The organism is Neptuniibacter sp. QD37_11 (genome assembly GCF_047778105.1).
Taxonomy (GTDB): Bacteria; Pseudomonadota; Gammaproteobacteria; order Pseudomonadales; family Balneatricaceae; genus Neptuniibacter.
In genome coordinates, this window is the sequence record NZ_CP180552.1 from 3,356,753 (window position 1) to 3,376,004 (window position 19,252).

General features: G+C 45.6%; 20 protein-coding genes and 1 other RNA gene. 9 read left to right on the forward strand and 12 right to left on the reverse strand.

Features of this window, described 5'->3' with window-relative positions; translation table 11 throughout:
* Nucleotides 1–3: 3 nt before the first annotated feature.
* The 3 genes from ubiH to ACMXYT_RS15900 are packed head-to-tail and all read right to left on the reverse strand — an operon-like array spanning nt 4 to nt 3,175.
* The gene (gene ubiH / locus ACMXYT_RS15890; RefSeq protein WP_415886157.1) at nt 4–1,251 is read right to left on the reverse strand and encodes a 2-octaprenyl-6-methoxyphenyl hydroxylase; all 1,248 of its coding nucleotides are present in this window, start codon (nt 1,249–1,251) and stop codon (nt 4–6) included.
* On the reverse strand, nt 1,248–2,564 hold the full coding sequence (pepP, locus tag ACMXYT_RS15895) for a Xaa-Pro aminopeptidase (RefSeq protein WP_415899455.1): 1,317 nt from the start codon (nt 2,562–2,564) through the stop codon (nt 1,248–1,250). The genes ubiH and pepP overlap by 4 nt, the downstream gene beginning before the upstream one ends.
* Nucleotides 2,564–3,175: a UPF0149 family protein gene (locus ACMXYT_RS15900; RefSeq protein ID WP_415886159.1), complete on the reverse strand. Its 612-nt coding sequence runs from the start codon at nt 3,173–3,175 to the stop codon at nt 2,564–2,566. The genes pepP and ACMXYT_RS15900 overlap by 1 nt, the downstream gene beginning before the upstream one ends.
* A gap of 135 nt (nt 3,176–3,310) precedes the next feature.
* On the opposite strand from ACMXYT_RS15900, the gene ACMXYT_RS15905 reads away from it, so the two are divergent.
* The 4 genes from ACMXYT_RS15905 (at nt 3,311) to ACMXYT_RS15920 (ending at nt 4,738) form a co-directional block, all read left to right on the forward strand.
* Nucleotides 3,311–3,520 (forward strand): TIGR02449 family protein, encoded by a 210-nt coding sequence (locus ACMXYT_RS15905; RefSeq protein WP_415882770.1) that lies wholly within the window; start codon nt 3,311–3,313, stop codon nt 3,518–3,520.
* A complete protein-coding gene (locus tag ACMXYT_RS15910) occupies nt 3,517–3,834 on the forward strand; it encodes a cell division protein ZapA (protein ID WP_415899456.1) in 318 nt (105 codons plus the stop codon). The genes ACMXYT_RS15905 and ACMXYT_RS15910 overlap by 4 nt, the downstream gene beginning before the upstream one ends.
* 126 nt (nt 3,835–3,960) lie before the next feature.
* A non-coding RNA gene (gene ssrS, locus ACMXYT_RS15915) (6S RNA) lies at nt 3,961–4,141 on the forward strand.
* Between the two features lie 9 nt (nt 4,142–4,150).
* Nucleotides 4,151–4,738, forward strand: coding sequence for a 5-formyltetrahydrofolate cyclo-ligase (locus ACMXYT_RS15920; protein ID WP_415899457.1), 588 nt, complete (start codon nt 4,151–4,153; stop codon nt 4,736–4,738).
* Nucleotides 4,739–4,751: 13 nt separating this feature from the next.
* Here the strand turns inward: ACMXYT_RS15920 and ACMXYT_RS15925 are convergent, their stop codons facing one another.
* A complete protein-coding gene (locus tag ACMXYT_RS15925; protein ID WP_415882773.1) occupies nt 4,752–4,877 on the reverse strand; it encodes a hypothetical protein in 126 nt (41 codons plus the stop codon).
* A gap of 180 nt (nt 4,878–5,057) precedes the next feature.
* Nucleotides 5,058–5,981, reverse strand: coding sequence for an AEC family transporter (locus tag ACMXYT_RS15930; RefSeq protein ID WP_415899458.1), 924 nt, complete (start codon nt 5,979–5,981; stop codon nt 5,058–5,060).
* A gap of 53 nt (nt 5,982–6,034) precedes the next feature.
* Here ACMXYT_RS15930 and ACMXYT_RS15935 point away from each other — a divergent pair, with 53 nt between their 5' ends.
* Entirely contained in the window at nt 6,035–6,553 is a 519-nt protein-coding gene (locus ACMXYT_RS15935; RefSeq protein ID WP_415899459.1) for a glycine cleavage system protein R, read from the forward strand.
* A 74-nt stretch (nt 6,554–6,627) separates the two neighbouring features.
* Here the strand turns inward: ACMXYT_RS15935 and argH are convergent, their stop codons facing one another.
* Nucleotides 6,628–8,022: an argininosuccinate lyase gene (gene argH, locus ACMXYT_RS15940; protein ID WP_415882776.1), complete on the reverse strand. Its 1,395-nt coding sequence runs from the start codon at nt 8,020–8,022 to the stop codon at nt 6,628–6,630.
* 167 nt (nt 8,023–8,189) lie between these two features.
* Here argH and hemC point away from each other — a divergent pair, with 167 nt between their 5' ends.
* Genes hemC through ACMXYT_RS15960 form a run of 4 tightly spaced genes read left to right on the forward strand, consistent with a single transcriptional unit; the run spans nt 8,190 to nt 12,454 of the window.
* The gene (gene hemC / locus ACMXYT_RS15945; protein WP_415899460.1) at nt 8,190–9,131 is read left to right on the forward strand and encodes a hydroxymethylbilane synthase; all 942 of its coding nucleotides are present in this window, start codon (nt 8,190–8,192) and stop codon (nt 9,129–9,131) included.
* A gap of 25 nt (nt 9,132–9,156) precedes the next feature.
* Nucleotides 9,157–9,933: a uroporphyrinogen-III synthase gene (locus ACMXYT_RS15950; RefSeq protein WP_415899461.1), complete on the forward strand. Its 777-nt coding sequence runs from the start codon at nt 9,157–9,159 to the stop codon at nt 9,931–9,933.
* A complete protein-coding gene (locus tag ACMXYT_RS15955; protein WP_415911661.1) occupies nt 9,930–11,201 on the forward strand; it encodes a uroporphyrinogen-III C-methyltransferase in 1,272 nt (423 codons plus the stop codon). Before ACMXYT_RS15950 ends, ACMXYT_RS15955 begins: the two co-directional genes overlap by 4 nt.
* Entirely contained in the window at nt 11,201–12,454 is a 1,254-nt protein-coding gene (locus ACMXYT_RS15960; RefSeq protein ID WP_415899463.1) for a heme biosynthesis HemY N-terminal domain-containing protein, read from the forward strand. Before ACMXYT_RS15955 ends, ACMXYT_RS15960 begins: the two co-directional genes overlap by 1 nt.
* 49 nt (nt 12,455–12,503) lie before the next feature.
* On the opposite strand, the gene ACMXYT_RS15965 is transcribed toward ACMXYT_RS15960, so the two are convergent.
* From ACMXYT_RS15965 to trxA, 6 genes are all read right to left on the reverse strand, one after another.
* Nucleotides 12,504–13,727, reverse strand: coding sequence for an EAL and HDOD domain-containing protein (locus ACMXYT_RS15965; RefSeq protein WP_415911662.1), 1,224 nt, complete (start codon nt 13,725–13,727; stop codon nt 12,504–12,506).
* Between the two features lie 123 nt (nt 13,728–13,850).
* Entirely contained in the window at nt 13,851–14,480 is a 630-nt protein-coding gene (locus ACMXYT_RS15970) for a hypothetical protein (protein WP_415899465.1), read from the reverse strand.
* A gap of 263 nt (nt 14,481–14,743) precedes the next feature.
* Nucleotides 14,744–15,790, reverse strand: a complete 1,047-nt coding sequence (locus ACMXYT_RS15975) for a 2Fe-2S iron-sulfur cluster-binding protein (RefSeq protein ID WP_415899466.1) — start codon at nt 15,788–15,790, stop codon at nt 14,744–14,746.
* Nucleotides 15,791–15,793: 3 nt separating this feature from the next.
* Nucleotides 15,794–17,272, reverse strand: coding sequence for a 4-hydroxy-3-polyprenylbenzoate decarboxylase (gene ubiD, locus ACMXYT_RS15980; RefSeq protein WP_415899467.1), 1,479 nt, complete (start codon nt 17,270–17,272; stop codon nt 15,794–15,796).
* A 63-nt stretch (nt 17,273–17,335) separates the two neighbouring features.
* Complete coding sequence (gene rho / locus ACMXYT_RS15985) at nt 17,336–18,595, reverse strand: transcription termination factor Rho (protein WP_007021413.1); 1,260 nt, start codon at nt 18,593–18,595, stop codon at nt 17,336–17,338.
* Between the two features lie 229 nt (nt 18,596–18,824).
* Nucleotides 18,825–19,151 carry a thioredoxin TrxA gene (trxA, locus tag ACMXYT_RS15990; RefSeq protein WP_415882785.1) on the reverse strand — a complete coding sequence of 109 codons (327 nt, stop codon included), beginning with the start codon at nt 19,149–19,151 and terminating at the stop codon, nt 18,825–18,827.
* Between the last annotated feature and the right edge of the window lie 101 nt (nt 19,152–19,252).

The window sequence follows — 19,252 nt, forward strand, 5'->3', positions numbered from 1 at the left end:
TCTCTATTTCAGGTCTGGAGCGGGCATATCTAAGCCCATGGCACCACGGGCAAAAACGGTTCTAGCAGGCGGACAAATATCTAACAGTTGCAGGCCTAGGTTACGGCCGGCTGCAAGCAGAATATTATTATTGGAGAACAGCTTCATAGTCTGATCGCTCAGCCCAATTGTGCGCTGCTGATCTTGTCGTTGCTGTTCGTAGAAATCCTGAAGTACGTTTAAGTCACCTAGATTACCGCCCGCTTTACGAGCTTGAATTAGGTGATCAGCTAAAGCGACAACGCCACGTAACGCCAAGTTGTATCCTTGTCCAGCGATTGGATGCAAAGCATGCGCTGCGTTACCTAAGACCACTAAACCCTGACGCACCTGTTCCTGCGCTAAAACCAGTTTTAGCGGATATGTATGTCGCTCACCCACTTTGACAAAATTACCTGCGCGATGACCAAAGCGTTCGTGTAGACGCGCTATAAACTCAGCTTCGTCAAGCGCCATCACTTCATCGACTTGATCATTAGGCACTGTCCAAACTAGACCACAACGATGCTCACCGTTTTGTTCTTCCAAGGGTAACAGCGCCATAGGGCCCGTATCGGTAAAACGTTCATAAGCAATATCGTTGTGTGAGCGATCTAAGCTGACGTTGGCTATGACAGCATGTTGCTCGTAGGTTGTTTCGCTGTAGTTCATGCCCATCCCTTCACGCAATGAGGAACGGCCACCATCAGCCATCACAACCAATTCAGTCGTTAACTGATGCGTCTCACCCTCTTTTTCTAGCGTGACGCCCATCTGGTCAGAGCCATACTGAACATCTGTCACTTCTGCAGGGCAGATAAAATCAATGCGATTGGCATCATCCTGCTGTAAACGATCTAGCAGGACACGTCCGAGCCATTGGTTTTCGACCACATAACCCAACGCAGGCACTCTCTCCTGCTCTGCGTGCAGACGCGTCACACCAAAATGACCTTTATCAGAAACGTGAATATGTTTGATGGGTGCTAAATGCGTTTTTAGCGTTGGCCAGATACCCATGACTTCGTAGATAGAGCGGCTACCATAAGCCAATGCCGTCGCTCTGGAATCATAGCTCGGCTGATACTCCAGAGCGCTTTTCTCAGGCATAGGAAAGGCTTCAATTACGGCGATATTCAGATCAAGCTGTTCACTTGCTGGCAGAAGAGCACAAGCTAAGCTCGCACCCACCATGCCGCCACCAATCACCACGATGTCATAGTGCTGTTTCATTTTGCTGCCATTAACGCTTCAATTTCTGCAATTTCTTTCGGCACAGCCGCAGTAAGGTTTTCGTTACCCTCTGCAGTGATCAAGATATCGTCTTCAATACGCACACCAATACCGCGCCAACGAGGCTCAACATTTTCGTTGTCCGCAGCGATATAAATACCTGGCTCAACCGTCATCACCATACCAGGCTCTAACGGACGCCATTCGCCATCGACTTTGTAATCGCCAACATCATGAACATCCATACCTAACCAATGACCAATACGATGCATGTAAAAATCACGGTAGCGACCCGCTGAGATCTCTTCACTCAACGTACCCGATAGCAAACCTAGCTCAATCAGCCCTGCGGTTAACACTTCTACTGATTTTTCGTGTACGGCTTCCCACAAAACACCTGGTTTCGCGAATTCAATACAAGCTTTCTGTGCTTTCAAAACCAGTCCGTATATTGCCGCTTGTTCAGGACTAAAGCGACCATTTACAGGGAAAGTACGTGTAATATCGCCAGCATAATGATCTAGCTCACAACCGGCATCGATTAACACCAGATCGCCGTCGTTGAGCGGTTCGCTGTTTTCGATGTAGTGCAGTACACAAGCATTTGCTCCGCCACCCACGATAGTCGAGTACGCTGGCTGGCGCGCTCCATTCATCGCGAAGTGGTGCAAGATCTCCGCTTCTAACTGATATTCCATCACACCCGGCTTACACAGCTGCATCGCCTTGATATGCCCCTGCGCAGAGATCTCACCGGCACGACGCATCATATCTTTTTCTGCATCGCCTTTGATCAAGCGCATTTCATGTAACAGGCAATCCAGCATAACTAATTCTGAAGGCGCTACCGCCCCTTGACGTACTTTTGCGCGAATCAGGTTAAGCCAGTGTCGAACGCGTTGATCAAGCTCTTCATCTTTACCAATGGAGTAATAGATTCTAGATACGCCATTTAACAGGCCCGGTAGAATATCGTCGACTTCATCAATGGCATGGGCTTCATCCATGCCATAGTCATTAACAGCGCCTTCAGGCCCTGCACGATAGCCATTCCAGATCTCCATCAGCTTGTCACGATTTCGACAAAACAGCACCGATTCACCATCTGTACGACCCGGCATCAATAGCAACACTGCATCCGGCTCGTTAAAACCAGTTAAGTAGTAAAAGTTGCTATCCTGACGAAATGGATATTCAACATCGCTATTACGCTGTTTCATCTGCGCAGAAGGAATAATCGCGATACTGCCCGGTGACATCTGCGCCATCAACGCAGCACGGCGTGCGACAAACTGATCAAGACCGATCTTCATTAGTGCAACCTGTTGTTTTCTGGCTTAGCTTTAGCAAACTCTTTTTCTTTCTCTTCTAACGCTTTATTACACTCAGTAAACAGCATCAAAACAGCCATACGCACATATTCTTGAACTTCCATCAGATCAGCTTCGTTTTCATCAAGCTCTTCCAGATCGGAAGAGATTTGTGCGATCTGGCCAAGGTCATTTAGCGTCTCTTTCGCTTCAGGCGATAAGCTGGCATCTGTATGTTTACCATAGAGACCGAATCCACTTAGGAAGCTCTGACACCAACGCCCTAGGGATTCAGCACGCATAGAGATCTCATCCTCATCATCTGGAAGTACCATATCGAACTCCAGATCCATACTTTCCATACAGCCAAGCGTTGCTGTGTAAAGATTCGTCACCACCGACTTACTGCTGTCTTGGGAGAGCGATTCTATATCGAGCAATTCATTAACGATCTTCTCTAACGCCGCTGGTTTTAAACGTGCACCCGCAGCTAAATGTCCCGAGATAACTCCGTGGAGTTCCGAAGGTGAAACAGCTCTCACCCCCTCCTCTACAAACATATTTGCGATAAGTTCAAAATCGGGTAGATCTACAGGTACATTTTCTAAAGACATGAATCGAATCCATCAATAATATCGTGCTGTTAATCCTAGCATTTCAACACTTCCTGTGCAGCGTCATTGACCCACAGACAGGGGCTGATTATAGTCCTGCTGAGAATAATTTAGCTTTAGGGGCATTCTTTCTGCATGACTGAGCATTACTTTAACGCGCTGGAACAGAAAATCGATCAACTTCTGGAACGCTGCGAACAACTAAATCAGGAAAATATTCAGCTGCGTGCCCGTGAACAACAGCTTAAAGAGGAGCGTGCTCAACTAGTACAGCTCAACGAACAAACGCAATCCAAAATTCAAGCGATGATCATGCGACTTAAAGCGTTGGAGCAAAACAAATGAGCCAGCCAGAATCCCAACCTGTCACTATTACTCTGCTAGACAAAGAGTTTAATTTTAACTGTCCGGCTGACGCAGAGGCTGAATTATTGGCTTCCGCAGACTTTCTTAATGAGAAAATGCTAGAGATCAGAAAAACAGGCAAAGTGTTAGGGCTTGAGCGGATAGCGGTGATGGCAGCGCTCAACTTGGCTCATGAGTTATTGCAATCCAAGCAAGCAAACACCAGCAATATTGAAGAACGCCTACGTCACCTTGGTAACAAAATTGATAAAGCGTTAATCAACGAAACACAAACTACTGATTCGGACAGTTAACCACTGTCCTTGAAAACTTTTCAACTTAAGAAAAGTGTATATTTAACAGCCAGTTACAGCACCACCTAGCAGAAAATATTTTTATTACAAGTCCTGACACCGGCATCATAAAGGGTATAATAAAAACATGCCCTGGGGTGTTCGACCGTTGGTTACGTCCCTCGAGCCGATAATCACACTTTTGGGGGTTGCTCGTAGTTTCTGGTGTGCATGTCCGATTTACCGGAAAGCCTAATGATACTCAGTAACCACCTCCTTGAACCTTCGGGTTCAGGGCCATATCCGACACCGGCACCTTGGGGATCTTCATTTCACAATGACTCAACAACGCAAACAACTCCGCCAGCGTATTCGTCAACTCAGACGTTCTTTAACTCCTCTACAACAGGAACAAGCCGCACAAGGTTTGCTGAAGAATATACGCACCCGTGCAGATTTCAGACGCGCTAAGAGCATCGCCATCTACCTACCTAATGATGGTGAGATTAACCCTGAACCGTTGATTCACTACTGCTGGAAATTAGGCAAAGAAGTCTACCTACCGGTATTGCACCCTATTCTTCATAATCGTTTATGGTTTACACCGTACACAGACCAAACACCGATGATTAAGAATATCTACGGTATCCGAGAGCCCAAACTACAACCGCACAAACGCAGAGCCGCTTGGGCGATCGATTTAGTTTTGCTACCTCTAGTCGCCTTCGATGCAAAAGGCAATCGCATGGGCATGGGTGGTGGATACTATGACCGCACATTCGGCTTTAAAAATCTGAAGAAAAGCATGAAAGGGCCAAGCCTTATCGGGCTGGCGCATGAAATTCAGAGAGTAGAAGAGTTACCTGTAGAGAGCTGGGATATCCCTCTAATATCGATTGTTACTGATAGCAGAAGCTATCTATAACGCAATTGAAAGCTTAGCTGTTAAAGACTTGCTCAAACAGGGAAGCAAACTGGAAATCTGCATGCGATACGCCGGTCATTACAGACCCTAGTACAAACACGACTACCAAGATTAGAACCAGATCAGGACCTTTTTTCATTATTCTGCCTATAAGGTTTACCACACATTAAACAAACGCTCGTTTACTTAATGCCCGGCCGTAGTTTTTCATAAATACAGTTTTTTGCAACCCCTTATAAATCATAGGGCAATAAAACTATCGGCCAGTTACATAATTATTTTAATCCAGAATTGTAAAAAGAGCCAATTACCTACTGATTTATAAACTTTTTTGCAGAAAATTAAGAAAAATCATCATAAAAGGTATGGTTAACATCGAGAAAAGTGTCTGTCCGGTGATAATGGCAGCCATCATTTGCACATCCCCACCAAGCTGACGCGCCAGAATATAAGAGGATGCAGCCGTTGGTAAGGCCGCGTACAACCAGATAATTTCAGCATTTGGCAATCCCAATACAACACAGATAAGAAAGGCCAATAATGGCATTACTAACAGTTTGATCAACGAGGTTGCACAAAGCGCTTGGCCACTTTTCATTAGGACCTTAAAACTCAGTCCTGCTCCGACAGATAACAGCCCTAAAGGCAGAGCCATACGACCTAGGAATTCAGCGATAGGCATCAGCAGATTCGGGAAACCTACCCCTGTCTGATTTAGCAACAAACCACACAAGCTACCAACAATAAGTGGGTTCTTTAACAAGGCTAACAGCACACTCTTAAAATCTTGAGTGCTACGGGTAAAGTAGGAAAAGACCAGTACACAGCAGAAATTCAGCAAGGGGATCATGAGCGCCATCACCACTGCACCGACCACTACCCCTTGAGGACCAAACAAGGTTGCCGAAGCAGCTAAGCCCACATAAACATTGAAACGAACTCCACCCTGATAAATGGAGGTAATGCCCGCTGCATCGACCCTCAAGAACGGTTTTGCCAAAAAGACAAACACACTGCCACCCAAAACCAGCAACACAACAGCCAACCCCACCTGATCCAAGGGGACAGCAGTCATATCGGTACTAGCTAAACGGGACACCAACAAGATAGGAAACAGCACAAAGTAAGTCGCCTTTTCCGCCTGCCCCCAAAAGTCATCGGTTAGAAATCCGCTCTTTCTCGCCGCATAGCCTAATAAAATAAGTGCAAATACCGGCCATAGAGCACTGATAATTTCGATCATAGTGTTATAGTGATCTTATAAAGTTAATAATGATGTACAGAGTGGAGCCTACAATGATGACATCTCTTGTCTTAACCGTCATCGGTCCTGATAAACCAGGTCTGGTCGAAATGCTAGCGCAAACCATTACTGAAAATGGCGGCAACTGGCTTGAATCCGGTATGTCCAGATTAGCTGGAAAGTTTGCCGGCATTCTAATCACCGAAGTTCCTGAAGATAAAGCAGCTACATTAACTGCAGCGCTAACAGCGCTAGATGCTCAAGGCTTGAAGGTAACAGTTGAGCAATCATCAGCACCAGAAACCACTGGCGCATCTCAGCACTTTAAACTTGAGTTGGTTGGCCATGACAAACCTGGCATCGTGCGCGATATTTCTAGCGCACTAGCTAAACGCCACGTAAACGTTGAACGCCTAAACACAGAACTCGTGTCTGGTTCTATGTCGGCTGAATTGCTATTTAAAGCCGAAGCTGAGTTACTTGCATCCAGCGACCTTGACTTAGATGAGCTGCAACAGGATTTAGAAAATATTGCCAGCGATCTAATGGTTGATATCAGCTTAGATAAATAAGCCATACCGCAGACAAACAAAAAACGCGCTTACCTTTCTCAAGGCAGCGCGTTTTTTATTTCTAAGATGAGCGATTAACCACGCGCATCCAATTTAGCCTGACCACGCTTCACAGCTGCACGCACCTGATTTGGTGCTGTACCACCAATGTGATCACGTGCTGCAACAGAACCTTCAAGGGTTAGCACTTCAAATACATCCTGCTCGATCGTATCGGAGAACTGAACAAGCTCTTCCAACGTCATTTCACCTAGATCTTTATTCTGCTCGATACCGTAGGCTACAGATTTACCTACAACTTCGTGAGCATCACGGAAAGGCATACCTTTACGCACTAGGTAATCAGCCAAGTCTGTCGCTGTAGAGAAACCGCGAAGCGCCGCTTCACGCATACTCTCTTTCTTAGACTCAAGCGCAGGCACCATGTCAGCAAATGCACGTAGACAACCTTTCACTGTATCGATCGCATCAAACAGCGGCTCTTTATCTTCTTGGTTATCTTTGTTGTATGCCAGTGGCTGAGACTTCATCAACGTTAGCAAGCTCATCAAGTGACCGTAAACACGACCGGACTTACCACGTACAAGCTCAGGTACATCTGGGTTCTTTTTCTGCGGCATGATAGAAGAGCCTGTGCAGAAACGATCTGGCAGGTTGATGAAATCAAACTGAGCAGATGTCCATAGAACCAACTCTTCAGACATACGCGTTAGGTGCATCAATAAGATACTAGACGCGGAACAGAACTCGATCGCGAAGTCACGATCAGAAACCGCATCCAAAGAGTTCTCAGCCGGAGCATTAAACTCAAGTAGCTCGCAAGTTAGGTCACGCTGAATTGGGTATGTTGTACCCGCAAGTGCTGCAGCACCTAGTGGCATGATGTTGGCGCGCTCACGGCAATCTTCGAAACGGCCGAAGTCACGCGTTAGCATCTCAAACCACGCAAGCAGGTGATGACCAAAGGTCACTGGCTGAGCTGTTTGAAGGTGAGTAAAACCTGGCATGATCGTATCAGCTTCACGCTCAGCAATACCCAATAGGCCCTGCTGTAGACGCGTAATTTCAGCCAAGATCAGGTCGATCTCATCACGTAGGTACAAACGAATGTCGGTCGCAACTTGGTCATTACGAGAGCGACCAGTGTGTAGTTTCTTGCCCGTGATACCAATTTTCTTAGTCAAAGCCGCTTCGATGTTCATGTGCACATCTTCTAGCTCAATTGACCATTCAAATTCGCCACGCTCAATTTCGACACGAATTTCGCCAAGACCACGGATAATATCGTCACGCTCTTCTTCTGTAAGAACGCCTGCTTTTGTCAGCATCTTCGCATGAGCAATAGAACCGCGAATATCCTGCAGATACATACGCTGATCAAATTCAACGGAAGCCGTAAAACGCGCAACGAAAGCATCCGTTGGCTCATTAAAACGACCGCCCCACTGCTGGTTAGTTTTATCACTCATGGGAAAACCTCAAATTACTCGGAGACTTAATCAGCTATTTTTAGCTGATATCACAAAATTTGCGCGACATTATATCATGCCCTTTCGCTTGAGGTGTCTATATCGCGCCCTGCAATCTGCTACAATCGGCAACAAATATTAAATATGCCGTATTTGAGACTACTTTTATGAGCAGAACCATCCGCATTGCTACCCGTAAAAGCCCATTGGCCCTATGGCAGGCAGAATATGTAAAAGCCGAGCTAGAACGCCATCACGCAGACATTAAGGTCGAATTACTCGGCATGGTATCTAAAGGCGACAAGATCCTTGATGCACCACTAGCCAAAGTGGGTGGTAAAGGCCTGTTTGTAAAAGAGCTAGAAGAAGCAATGCTAGCCGGTGAAGCTGATATCGCGGTTCACTCCATGAAGGATGTACCAATGGAGTTTCCAGAAGGCTTAGGTTTGGCCGTGATCTGCCCACGCGAACAACCAACCGATGCTTTTGTCTCTAATACTTACAACAGCATTGATGAACTACCTCAAGGCGCTGTAGTCGGCACCTCTTCTCTACGTCGTGAAGCGCAAATTCGCGAAAAGCGCCCTGACTTAGAGATCAAATGGCTTCGCGGTAACGTCAATACACGTCTCCGTAAGCTAGATGAAGGTGAATACGATGCGATCATCCTTGCCTCTGCAGGTCTGATTCGCCTAGAGATGCCTGAGCGTATTCGTTCAGAAATTTCTGTAGATTTCAGCCTACCGGCAGGTGGCCAAGGCGCTGTAGGCATTGAGTGCCGCACAGATGATGCTGAATTGCATGAATTGCTTAAGCCTCTACACGACACCGAAACGGCTTGGCGTGTAACCGCAGAGCGCGCAATGAATAAACGCCTAGAAGGAGGCTGTCAGGTACCTATCGCCTGCTACGCGACGCTGAACCATGACAACTCTGAACTATACCTACGCGGCCTAGTTGCAAAACCAGACGGTACGTTGATTCTACGCGACGAACAACGCGGCGCTCCGGCTGATGCCGAAGCCATTGGCGTAGAACTGGCTGATCGACTTTTAGCCGCAGGTGCTAAAGAGATTTTGGACGCTGTATATAACAAAGCAGATGCCTAACTCTTTAGCCAACCTTAGGGTTCTGGTGACACGTCCAGAGCATCAGGCCCAAAAGCTTACCGAACAACTCCGCGCCCTTGGCGCGGAACCTATCCCCTTTCCGCTACTCAAAATCCAACCTATTTCTGAAATTGATGAAAACTTTCATCCGCTGAAACAACACATTTTAGATCTCGATCTATTTCAGCATGTCATTTTTATCAGCCCCAATGCGGTAGAGATTGGCTATGAGTGGATCGACTTATACTGGCCTCAACTACCACTTGGCGTACAATGGCTAGCCATCGGAAAGCAGAGTGCGGCATTATTGAACAACTATGGTATAGATGCCTATCACAGCCCTCTGGGGTACGATTCAGAAGCGCTATTAGCATCACCGGCGCTGCAACAGATTACTGGCGATAAGATTTTAATTATGCGAGGCCAGGGTGGGCGGGAAAAATTAGCCACTGAACTTCGTGCACGGGGAGCAGAGGTTAGCTATGCTGAACTCTACCGCCGTGAATGTCCTGCATATTCCGACGCTGATATTGCCGATGCCCTTTTTAATCGGCCTTTAGATGCCATATTTATCAGCAGCGGCGCAGGACTCGACAATTTACTGGACTTGATACAGCGCCCTAATGGCAAATTCAGCACTGATTCACTATTACGCTGTCATCTTGTTGTGCCCAGTGAACGTATTAAAAAAGCTGCCGAAGCAGCTGGATTCAACAGAGTAACCACGGCCTCGGGGCCAGACGATCAAGCAATGATCGACACCCTGAAGCAGTCACTGACTTTTGCGGAAATCGACAGATGAGCAACAAAAAGAAACAATCGCAGGAAGACAATAAAACCACTCAAGATGTACCTGCAACTGAGGTTGTTGAAAAAGTGGTTGAAGAAACTACAGAAGCAGTCGCTGAACAGGAAGAAGCCGCTGCAGAAGAGACTAACAAAGAAGCAGAAGAAACAACGGCTGAAGCAGACAATATTGCTGCATCAGAACAATCTGCTCCTGAACCAAAAGCAGAGAAAGAGAAGAAGCCTGCAACATGGCCTGGCAAACTAGCACTGCCTATCTCAATTATCGCTTTAGGAGCTGCTGGTTACCTGTATTGGCTATCTCTGCAACAAAGCAATAGCGTCGCTCAGAATAACGCAGCGATTGAAGCTCAGGTTAGCTCCTCTCTAAGCGATGCACGCGGCTCGCTCGATCAAGCATTAGCTGGCATGAACCAAACCTTGGGCCAACTAAAATCTCAAAGCCAAGCTGACAAAAACAACATTGATGAGCTACAGGCACGTCTAACGAAAAGCATCCAACAGGTGACAGCTAATCAGAAAACCAATCGTAAAGACTGGCTTCTGGCTGAAGTCGAATATCTATTACGTCTCGCTAATCAGCGCGTACTGATGGAGCAAACCTCTGCAGGTGCACTGAAACTACTGAAATCTGCTGATAAGATCCTAAAAGAGACCGACGACGTTTCCATTTACGATGTACGTAAGGCTTTAGCTGCTGATATCGCAGCATTAGAAGCAGTACCGGTATTGGATACAGAAGGCGTATTCCTGCAGCTTGGCGCATTGAACAATCAGGTACAAAACCTACGTTTAATCCCAATTTCTAAACAGCACAAGCTACCTGATCTATTAGAAAAAGTGACGCCAGAAGTGGTCGAAGAGTCTTGGACTGCCGGTCTAGAAGAATCATGGAGCAAAGCAACCGACAAACTTAATAAGCTTGTGGTTATCCAGCACCGTGATGAGCCAATTGAACCATTGCTATCACCACAGCAAACATACTACCTACAGCAAAATCTTCACCTAATGCTAGAACAAGCTCAGCTTGCTCTACTACAGCGCAAGCAGTCATCTTATGATGCCAGTCTAAACAAAGCGCACGATTGGGTTTCTACTTACTTCGAGCAAAGCGACGGCACTACACAAAGCTTGCTACGCGGCATTTCTGAGCTGAAGAGCGTTAAAGTAACGGCTGAGATGCCAGATATTTCTGGTTCTCTACGCAGCCTGAAGAACTACCTTGCTCATATGACAAAACTTAAGGAACAAGGGGCTTCATAATGAAAAAACTTGTCCTACTTCTGCTGATCATTCTAGCTGGCGGTGCATTCGTCGGTGAGATGATGATCAAAGATTCAGGCTATGTCTTGATCGCTTATAACCAAACAACGATCGAAACCAGCCTGTGGGTTCTTCTCATCGTTTTGGCTGTAGGTTTTGTCATTGGTCACTGGCTATTGAACTTAGTCACTCATACTCAGTTGCCAACCACTAAGCTAAAAGCTTGGAAAGATAACAGAAACCAGCTAATCAGCCGTCGTAAGACGCTGAAAGGTCTAACTTCTCTATCCGAAGGCAACTGGGCTCAAGCGCAGAAACAACTAGCTCAAGCCGCTGAACGCTCTGATCTACCGCTAGTAAACTACCTTGCTGCGGCAAAAGCTGCACATGAGCAAAACAATGAAGCTGCTGCTGACGAACTTCTACAAAAGGCACGCAACACAACACCTGAAGCCGAAGTGACTGTTGCTATCTCTCAAGCTGAGATTCAACTATCTCGTGGTCAGCTAGAGCCTTGCCTAGCAACGCTTCTACGTTTACGCACACTAGCACCTAAAAACACATACGTGATGAAGCTGCTGAAAGATGTTTACCTTCGCCTGAATGACTGGAAAGCGCTTTCTCAACTGATTCCTGCACTGCGTAAACACCAAGCGCTGAAAACGGAAGAGCTATATGAACTGAGCGCGGAATGCTGCACTCATATTCTTGAAGACAGTGTTAGCAAACTTCCAGTGGAAACCAGCGAAGAAGACCGCCTGAAAGCATTAAGCGATGCTTGGTCTGATCTGCCAACAGAGCAAACTAAGAATGGTGAGATCGTTCAGCATTACACCGAACTACTGGTTTCTCTTGGCGCCGAAGATCGTGCAGAACAAAATCTTCGCAGTTTGATTAAGAAAAACTGGGACGAGAAACTGGTTACATTGTATGGCCGCATCAATGGCGAAAATGCCAAGAAGCAGCTTGATAGTGCACGTAGCTGGCAGAAAGCTCACGCTGAAAGCCCTGAACTATTGTTAACCCTAGGTCGCCTATCCTTACGTAATGAGCACTGGGGACAGGCAGTTAAGTACTTTGAACAAAGTCTTGAGCTAGATGCAAAACCAGAAACATTAGGTGAGCTAACGCGCCTACTTCGCCACCTAGGCGAAGATGAAAAGGCACAAGGTTTACTACAAGAAAACCTAAACATTGTGGCATCAGGCTTACCTGAACTACCAATGCCAGTAGAGCAAAAAGCTAGCGCTTAATAGCCTTACAAGACCATAAAAAAGGATGCTTTATAGCATCCTTTTTTATTTATTCCGTTTGCACTAAGGCCTCCATAGCCTGCTCAGCCCAGTGCAGGCTATGTCGATAGGCCACATCAAAAAACTCTTTACCAAAAGGAGAAGCTTCAACCTCTTCCCAATCCGCTTTTTCGAAAGCAATCACAACTTTCAGCAATCCACCTAAATCGCCTTCAAAATCAGATATTGCATGCTTAATGCTGTCATCTATGGGAATCTGACGCAAAATTTCATCCATTTCTACATCTAATAAGAGATCTAACTGAGAGATCATTCCCACCATAAAAGCACTGTCTTGCTGCAAAGCTTCGGTCGATTCGGCCAACAACTCACACATCCGACCACGGACCAATAGGTTTCTAGCAAGCTCTTCGGGTTTATCAGGGTTACTGGCTAATGTAATAAGAGTCGCCCACTTCCGTATTTGATCATGCCCCAAGATAACCACCGCCTGCTGCATAGAATCAATCGAACGGTTCTGCTGATAGGCAGCTGAATTAACCACTTTTAGAATTTTAAAACTAAGCTTAGGGTCCATGATAATCAGCTCTTCAATTTCTGAAGGCGTAATATCTGGACGCTGCAACTGTTGCAAAAGCTGCATTAAAGCCGCGCTATTACCCGGCACATCTTTCCCCAGCACCTTAACTGGACGACTAATAAAACCGCCTTGAAACAGCTTAAATCCAACCTTTTTACAGAACTGCAGGGTTTCAAAGTCATCTACATTTTGCGCTAATGCGGTCTTTTTTGCTTTATTCAGCGTGGCTACCAGCTTTTTGATTTTAGTCCGATGCATCAAACTAAAATCAATTTTGATGATATTGACCAACTTAATTAAGGGGATGAGGTGAGGTTGCATGGAGAACCCATCCAAAGCAATTCGGTACCCTTGTTTAGAAAGCATTCTAAGGTGGGTGATAACCTCTTCAGTCACTGTTATATCTGGATGGACTTCAATAACTATCTCTTTTCTAGGCAAAGCTAGAGAACTCCCCTCCTGCAGCATAGAACTAGGAAAAGGGAGAAAGACGGGAACTTTATGGATATGCCCGTCTTGAAACAGGCTGGTGAAGGTATGCATAACGAGCATTGACCCTTCCGTTTCAGGATCAAACAACGAGTCTTCGATGTATTCAGAATATTGATAGCGCAGCTGATAAGAGATGATCTTGAGGTTTCGATCAAAGATAGGCTGCCGAACCATCAATACTTCAGAGCTTTGCCCTTCCATAGAACTCAAAAGTCCCTGAGGTGTTATGGATTTTATACAGCTTATCCCGCGACTGAAGTTATTGCCAGCCAAAAGCAAAAGAGGAGCTTGCAGCTCCTCTTTCATTTACTCTAGATCTCTAACCTAAGGGTTATCTGCGCTCACTTTTCGCTGACTGACAATCTGCCACAGAAACTCAACCGCAGCGACAACCAGTATCGTATAGCCCATAAGCTCAGTTCCCTCTTCTACAATATTCTTCACGACCCTTACATAGCCATCGCCCATCACCGCTTCCCAGAAGGAACCTCGACCAAACAGGCGCGAAAATACCAATACAACTAAGATACCGCTCAGATAGATACCAGCACTAGACAGTTTCGAGAATTCAATTAAGGAAGGTTTGACCGGATGCTGCTGCCTAATCAAATATAAAGTCGATGTAGCAATCAAGATGCAAACCAGCGTCTGCCATGCGCCATCAAACATATTCTCATCTAAGAAAGCATCAAACTCACGAATCAGCATCATGCCACTCAGCGTCGCAACAACCACGGCAGCTGGGCGCAACGTGTCACTGTAATAAGCGCCGACTAAAAATAGCATGCAGGTAACGAAAGCAAACGTATCATGCATCAACTCTGTCGCCGAACCTTCATCATACTTACTCTCTGCCAATAGGGCATAACCTTCCATTGCAAAGATATTTGCTACACCTGCCATAAATAGCAGATAAACAAGGGAACGAATCATTAAGGCAGCGAATGATTGCATCTGAATACATCCAAGTAAGTTGATAAAAACAGGTAAAACGTCTAGCTAGCGCAATTCTGGCTCGGCGTTTATCGATAACCGCTCAGATAGAGATCCATAACTAAGCGATTAGGGTAAGCGCGAACCGTGGATTCTAATAAAAAATGACCAGAAAAGCATTTATAAGAAAGCTTTGTTACACCTAGCTAGTGTAAAACACGCTTTTAAGGATGATTGAGCAATAAAAAAGGAGCCAAAGGCTCCTTTTTAAATAAAGAGGTGAATTAACTCTTAGGTCTTGGCGCATAAGCAAATACATCAGAATGCATATTCGCTTCTTCAAAGCCACGTGGTTCACACGCATCTAACAACGCATAAACCATTCCTGGAGAACCACTTGCAAAAATTTCTACATTCTCAAAATCGGCAAAATCTTCTAAAACAGCATCCGGTAGAAGGCCTGTACGACCTGTCCAACCAGGGCTATTTTCAGGTTCGCTCACAATAGGCTCAAAGTGAACATTTGGATGCTCTGCAGCCCATTGCATTGGCAACTTTTCCAAATACATGTCTTCTTCTACACGCGCGCCCCAATAGATATAAATTGGGTTACCAAATTGATTAGCCAATAGATGCTCTACCACGCTCTTCACTTGCGCAAAGCCCGTGCTCGCCGCAGCCAAAATCAAACGCGTATCAGGTTTTAGTTTATGAGCTTGTAGGTAGCAATCACCTTTAGGCAGTTCAATCTCTACCGTTTTTTCGCTTTTTAAATGTCCGATAATCGCATTAGACATTTCACTCTCAGGCATATGACGGATATGTAACTCGATATCACGACCCGTATCTGGCGCAGAACCAATAGAAAATGAAGCCTGTTTACCGTCTGGCAAAAAGATATCTAAATACTGACCAGCAAAAAATTCGGCAGATAGAGAAGCCGTTGCAGGCATTTGCAGGCGGATGCGGTACACATCATGGTTTAGCTTTTCAAATGCCTTAATATCACAAAGGAGCTTTTTCACAGATAACTCTCCAGGGCTTTTTAACCCTTCAATCCTGACCCTTACATCACTTAAGGGTTTACATGTACATGCTAGTACACTTGGTGCACTACGAGTAGTTTGAACGCTATCAACAGAGAGATGCAGTTCCGGATAGCGTTGTTTAATTTCGCCTTCAAGCAGCTTTACTTCGCAAATTTCACAGACACCATTGCGACAGCTGACGCGCATTTTATACCCTGCTCGATGCAAACTTTCCAGCAGGGTTTCATCTGATCCAGAAGGAATTTCATCCCCGTTATTTTCGATCAGAATATGCTTAGGCATAGATCACTTTAAAATACCCAATTCGTCCCAGATATCGTCCACTTTACTCTGAACTTCGGGATCCATAACGATAGGCTCACCCCACTCACGAGTTGTTTCACCTTCCCATTTATTGGTCGCGTCCATACCCATTTTAGAGCCGAGGCCTGACACAGGCGAAGCAAAGTCGAGATAATCGATCGGTGTATTATCGATCATCACAGTATCTCGCTGAGGGTCCATCCGCGTAGTGATCGCCCAGATCACATCATTCCAATCGCGGGCATTCACATCATCATCACAAACGATCACGAATTTGGTGTACATAAACTGTCTTAAGAACGACCAGACACCCAACATCACACGCTTTGCATGACCCGGATACTGCTTCTTAATCGTCACTACCGCCATACGGTAAGAACAGCCTTCAGGCGGCAGATAAAAATCGACGATTTCAGGGAACTGCTTCTGCAGAATCGGTACGAATACTTCGTTTAGCGCCACACCTAAGATAGCTGGCTCATCTGGTGGACGGCCAGTATAGGTGCTGTGATAGATTGGGTTACTGCGATGGGTAATTCTCTCGACCGTAAATACAGGGAAGCTATCAACCTCGTTGTAGTAACCTGTATGGTCGCCAAATGGGCCTTCATCCGCCATTTCGTCCGGATCAATATAACCCTCTAAAATAAACTCAGCGCTAGCAGGTACATGAAGATCATTACCAATACACTGAGTAACTTCCGTTTTGCCACCACGCAGCAAGCCCGCAAAAGCATACTCAGACAAAGTATCAGGAACCGGTGTCACTGCACCCAAAATTGTTGCAGGGTCTGCGCCCAAAGCAACGGCAACAGGGAACTTTTCACCCGGATGTTCCTGTTTCCACTCACGAAAATCGAGTGCACCACCACGGTGGGCGAGCCAACGCATAATCAGTTTATTTTTACCGATTAATTGCTGACGGTAGATACCTAAATTCTGTCGCTCTTTATTAGGACCGCGTGTAATCACCAAAGGCCAAGTAACCAACGGTGCTGCATCCCCCGGCCAGCAAGTTTGAATAGGAAGGGTATTTAGATCAACATCATCCCCTTCAATCACATGTTTCTGGCACGGCGCTGACTTAACCAGCTTGGGGCCCATATTGAGCACTTGCTTAAAGATAGGCAGCTTTTCCCAAGCATCCTTCATACCCTTAGGTGGTTCAGGCTCTTTTAATTGAGATAAGAGTTTACCTACATCTCTCAGCGCTTCTACAGACTCCTCTCCCATACCCATCGCTACACGTTCAGGCGTACCAAACAAGTTAGCTAACACTGGATAATAGGAGCCTTTCGGGTTTTCAAACAGCAAAGCAGGACCGCCTGCTTTGAGAGTACGATCACTAATCTCGGTCATCTCCAGATTAGGATCAATCTCTTGCTTAATACGCTTTAACTCGCCACGCTCTTCAAGCATGTGGATAAAATCACGCAGATCTTTATATTTGGGTGTCGCCATAATCAGACCTAGTAGATATAAAAAAGGGCAAGCAGATGCTCACCCTTTAATACGCAAACCGGTTTACTTCCGTTTCATCGAAAGGAAGAATTCGTCGTTTGTTTTAAAGTCTTTCAGTTTGTCGATTACAAACTCTGTCGCTGCAGTATCTTCCATTGGATCTAGAAGCTTACGCAGGATCCACATGCGCTGTAGTTCTTCTTCAGATGTAAGAAGATCTTCACGACGCGTACCAGAACGACGAATATTGATTGCTGGGAATACACGTTTCTCAGCAACTTTACGATCCAAGTGAACTTCAGAGTTACCTGTACCTTTGAATTCCTCAAAGATAACTTCGTCCATCTTAGAACCCGTATCAACCAACGCAGTTGCGATGATTGTTAAGCTACCGCCCTCTTCGATGTTACGCGCAGCACCAAAGAAGCGCTTAGGACGCTCTAGAGCATGCGCATCAACACCACCGGTGAGTACTTTACCGGAAGATGGGATAACTGTGTTGTAGGCACGAGCCAAACGCGTAATGGAATCCAGAAGGATAACCACGTCTTTCTTATGCTCAGTTAGACGCTTAGCTTTCTCGATAACCATCTCAGCCACTTGCACGTGACGTGATGGCGGCTCATCGAAGGTAGATGCAACCACTTCACCGCGAACGGTACGCTGCATCTCTGTTACTTCCTCAGGGCGCTCATCGATTAGCAATACAATCAGGTGAGTTTCTGGGTTGTTACGGGTGATGCTGTTAGCAATGTTCTGTAGCATCAGGGTTTTACCGGCTTTAGGCGGTGATACAACCAAAGCACGCTGACCTTTACCCATTGGGCAAACCAGATCGATAACACGTGCAGTCAGATCTTCTGTACTGCCGTTACCAATTTCCATCCGCAACCGATCCTGCGCAAATAGAGGCGTCAGGTTTTCGAAAAGAATCTTATTCTTCGCGTTATCAGGCTTATCGTAGTTAATTTCATTAACTTTCAATAATGCGAAGTAACGCTCACCATCTTTAGGTGGACGAATCTTACCCGCAATCGTGTCACCTGTACGTAGGTTAAAACGACGAATCTGACTTGGAGATACGTAAATATCATCCGGGCCAGCTAGGTATGAGGAGTCAGCGGAACGCAGGAAACCAAAACCATCCTGCAGAATTTCTAGGACACCATTACCGTAGATGTCTTCACCGCCTTTCGCATGACGCTTAAGAATAGCGAAAATAACATCCTGTTTACGGGAACGAGCCAGATTATCCATTCCCATGCCTTTGGCAATTTCAAGTAACTCGGGAACGCTTTTTGTTTTTAGTTCGGTAAGATTCATAGTTTGAAGAAAAGAAGCACGAAGCTAATTTTTAATATGTGGATGGAATTTAAGAAGATAGTCGAACGTTGGTCAAAACGCTCTCGCATAAAATACAACGAAGGAAAAAGATTTTAGCGGGAGGACCAAACAAGCAACACTATAGAAGGTAGGTAAGGGTCTGTCTATAGTGCAAAGGTAAGAAAGTGTAATGTTTTGAGCCACATTACACTTTCTAGGTATCAATCTATTAAAGATTAGCTTCAATAAACGCAGAAAGCTGCGATTTAGATAGTGCGCCAACCTTAGTAGCTTCTACATTACCACCTTTGAAAAGCATCAATGTAGGGATACCACGAATACCAAATTTTGGTGGAGTTTCGCTGTTTTCATCGATGTTCAGTTTACAAATTTTCAACTGGTCACCGTATTCTTTAGCGATCTCTTCCAGAACAGGGGCGATCATCTTACAAGGACCACACCACTCAGCCCAGTAATCAACTAATACTGCACCTTCAGCTTTGAGAACATCTTCCTCAAAGGAAGCATCTGTAACATTTACAATGTTTTCACTCATGGGAACTTTTCTCCGCTGCGCCCATTATTTTTCAATAAGACTGCCGATAATAGCATCCTCGCCGCCTATTGTGTAACGCCTACAAGGGTAATTCCCTAGCA

Coding starts and splice junctions, on each gene's coding strand:
- ubiH (WP_415886157.1), bottom strand. CDS start 1,251: ATGAAACAGCACTATGACATCGTGGTGATTGGTGGCGGCATGGTGGGT.
- pepP (WP_415899455.1), bottom strand. CDS start 2,564: ATGAAGATCGGTCTTGATCAGTTTGTCGCACGCCGTGCTGCGTTGATG.
- ACMXYT_RS15900 (WP_415886159.1), bottom strand. CDS start 3,175: ATGTCTTTAGAAAATGTACCTGTAGATCTACCCGATTTTGAACTTATC.
- ACMXYT_RS15905 (WP_415882770.1), top strand. CDS start 3,311: ATGACTGAGCATTACTTTAACGCGCTGGAACAGAAAATCGATCAACTT.
- ACMXYT_RS15910 (WP_415899456.1), top strand. CDS start 3,517: ATGAGCCAGCCAGAATCCCAACCTGTCACTATTACTCTGCTAGACAAA.
- ACMXYT_RS15920 (WP_415899457.1), top strand. CDS start 4,151: ATGACTCAACAACGCAAACAACTCCGCCAGCGTATTCGTCAACTCAGA.
- ACMXYT_RS15925 (WP_415882773.1), bottom strand. CDS start 4,877: ATGAAAAAAGGTCCTGATCTGGTTCTAATCTTGGTAGTCGTGTTTGTA.
- ACMXYT_RS15930 (WP_415899458.1), bottom strand. CDS start 5,981: ATGATCGAAATTATCAGTGCTCTATGGCCGGTATTTGCACTTATTTTA.
- ACMXYT_RS15935 (WP_415899459.1), top strand. CDS start 6,035: ATGATGACATCTCTTGTCTTAACCGTCATCGGTCCTGATAAACCAGGT.
- argH (WP_415882776.1), bottom strand. CDS start 8,022: ATGAGTGATAAAACTAACCAGCAGTGGGGCGGTCGTTTTAATGAGCCA.
- hemC (WP_415899460.1), top strand. CDS start 8,190: ATGAGCAGAACCATCCGCATTGCTACCCGTAAAAGCCCATTGGCCCTA.
- ACMXYT_RS15955 (WP_415911661.1), top strand. CDS start 9,930: ATGAGCAACAAAAAGAAACAATCGCAGGAAGACAATAAAACCACTCAA.
- ACMXYT_RS15960 (WP_415899463.1), top strand. CDS start 11,201: ATGAAAAAACTTGTCCTACTTCTGCTGATCATTCTAGCTGGCGGTGCA.
- ACMXYT_RS15965 (WP_415911662.1), bottom strand. CDS start 13,727: ATGGAAGGGCAAAGCTCTGAAGTATTGATGGTTCGGCAGCCTATCTTT.
- ACMXYT_RS15970 (WP_415899465.1), bottom strand. CDS start 14,480: ATGCAATCATTCGCTGCCTTAATGATTCGTTCCCTTGTTTATCTGCTA.
- ACMXYT_RS15975 (WP_415899466.1), bottom strand. CDS start 15,790: ATGCCTAAGCATATTCTGATCGAAAATAACGGGGATGAAATTCCTTCT.
- ubiD (WP_415899467.1), bottom strand. CDS start 17,272: ATGGCGACACCCAAATATAAAGATCTGCGTGATTTTATCCACATGCTT.
- rho (WP_007021413.1), bottom strand. CDS start 18,595: ATGAATCTTACCGAACTAAAAACAAAAAGCGTTCCCGAGTTACTTGAA.
- trxA (WP_415882785.1), bottom strand. CDS start 19,151: ATGAGTGAAAACATTGTAAATGTTACAGATGCTTCCTTTGAGGAAGAT.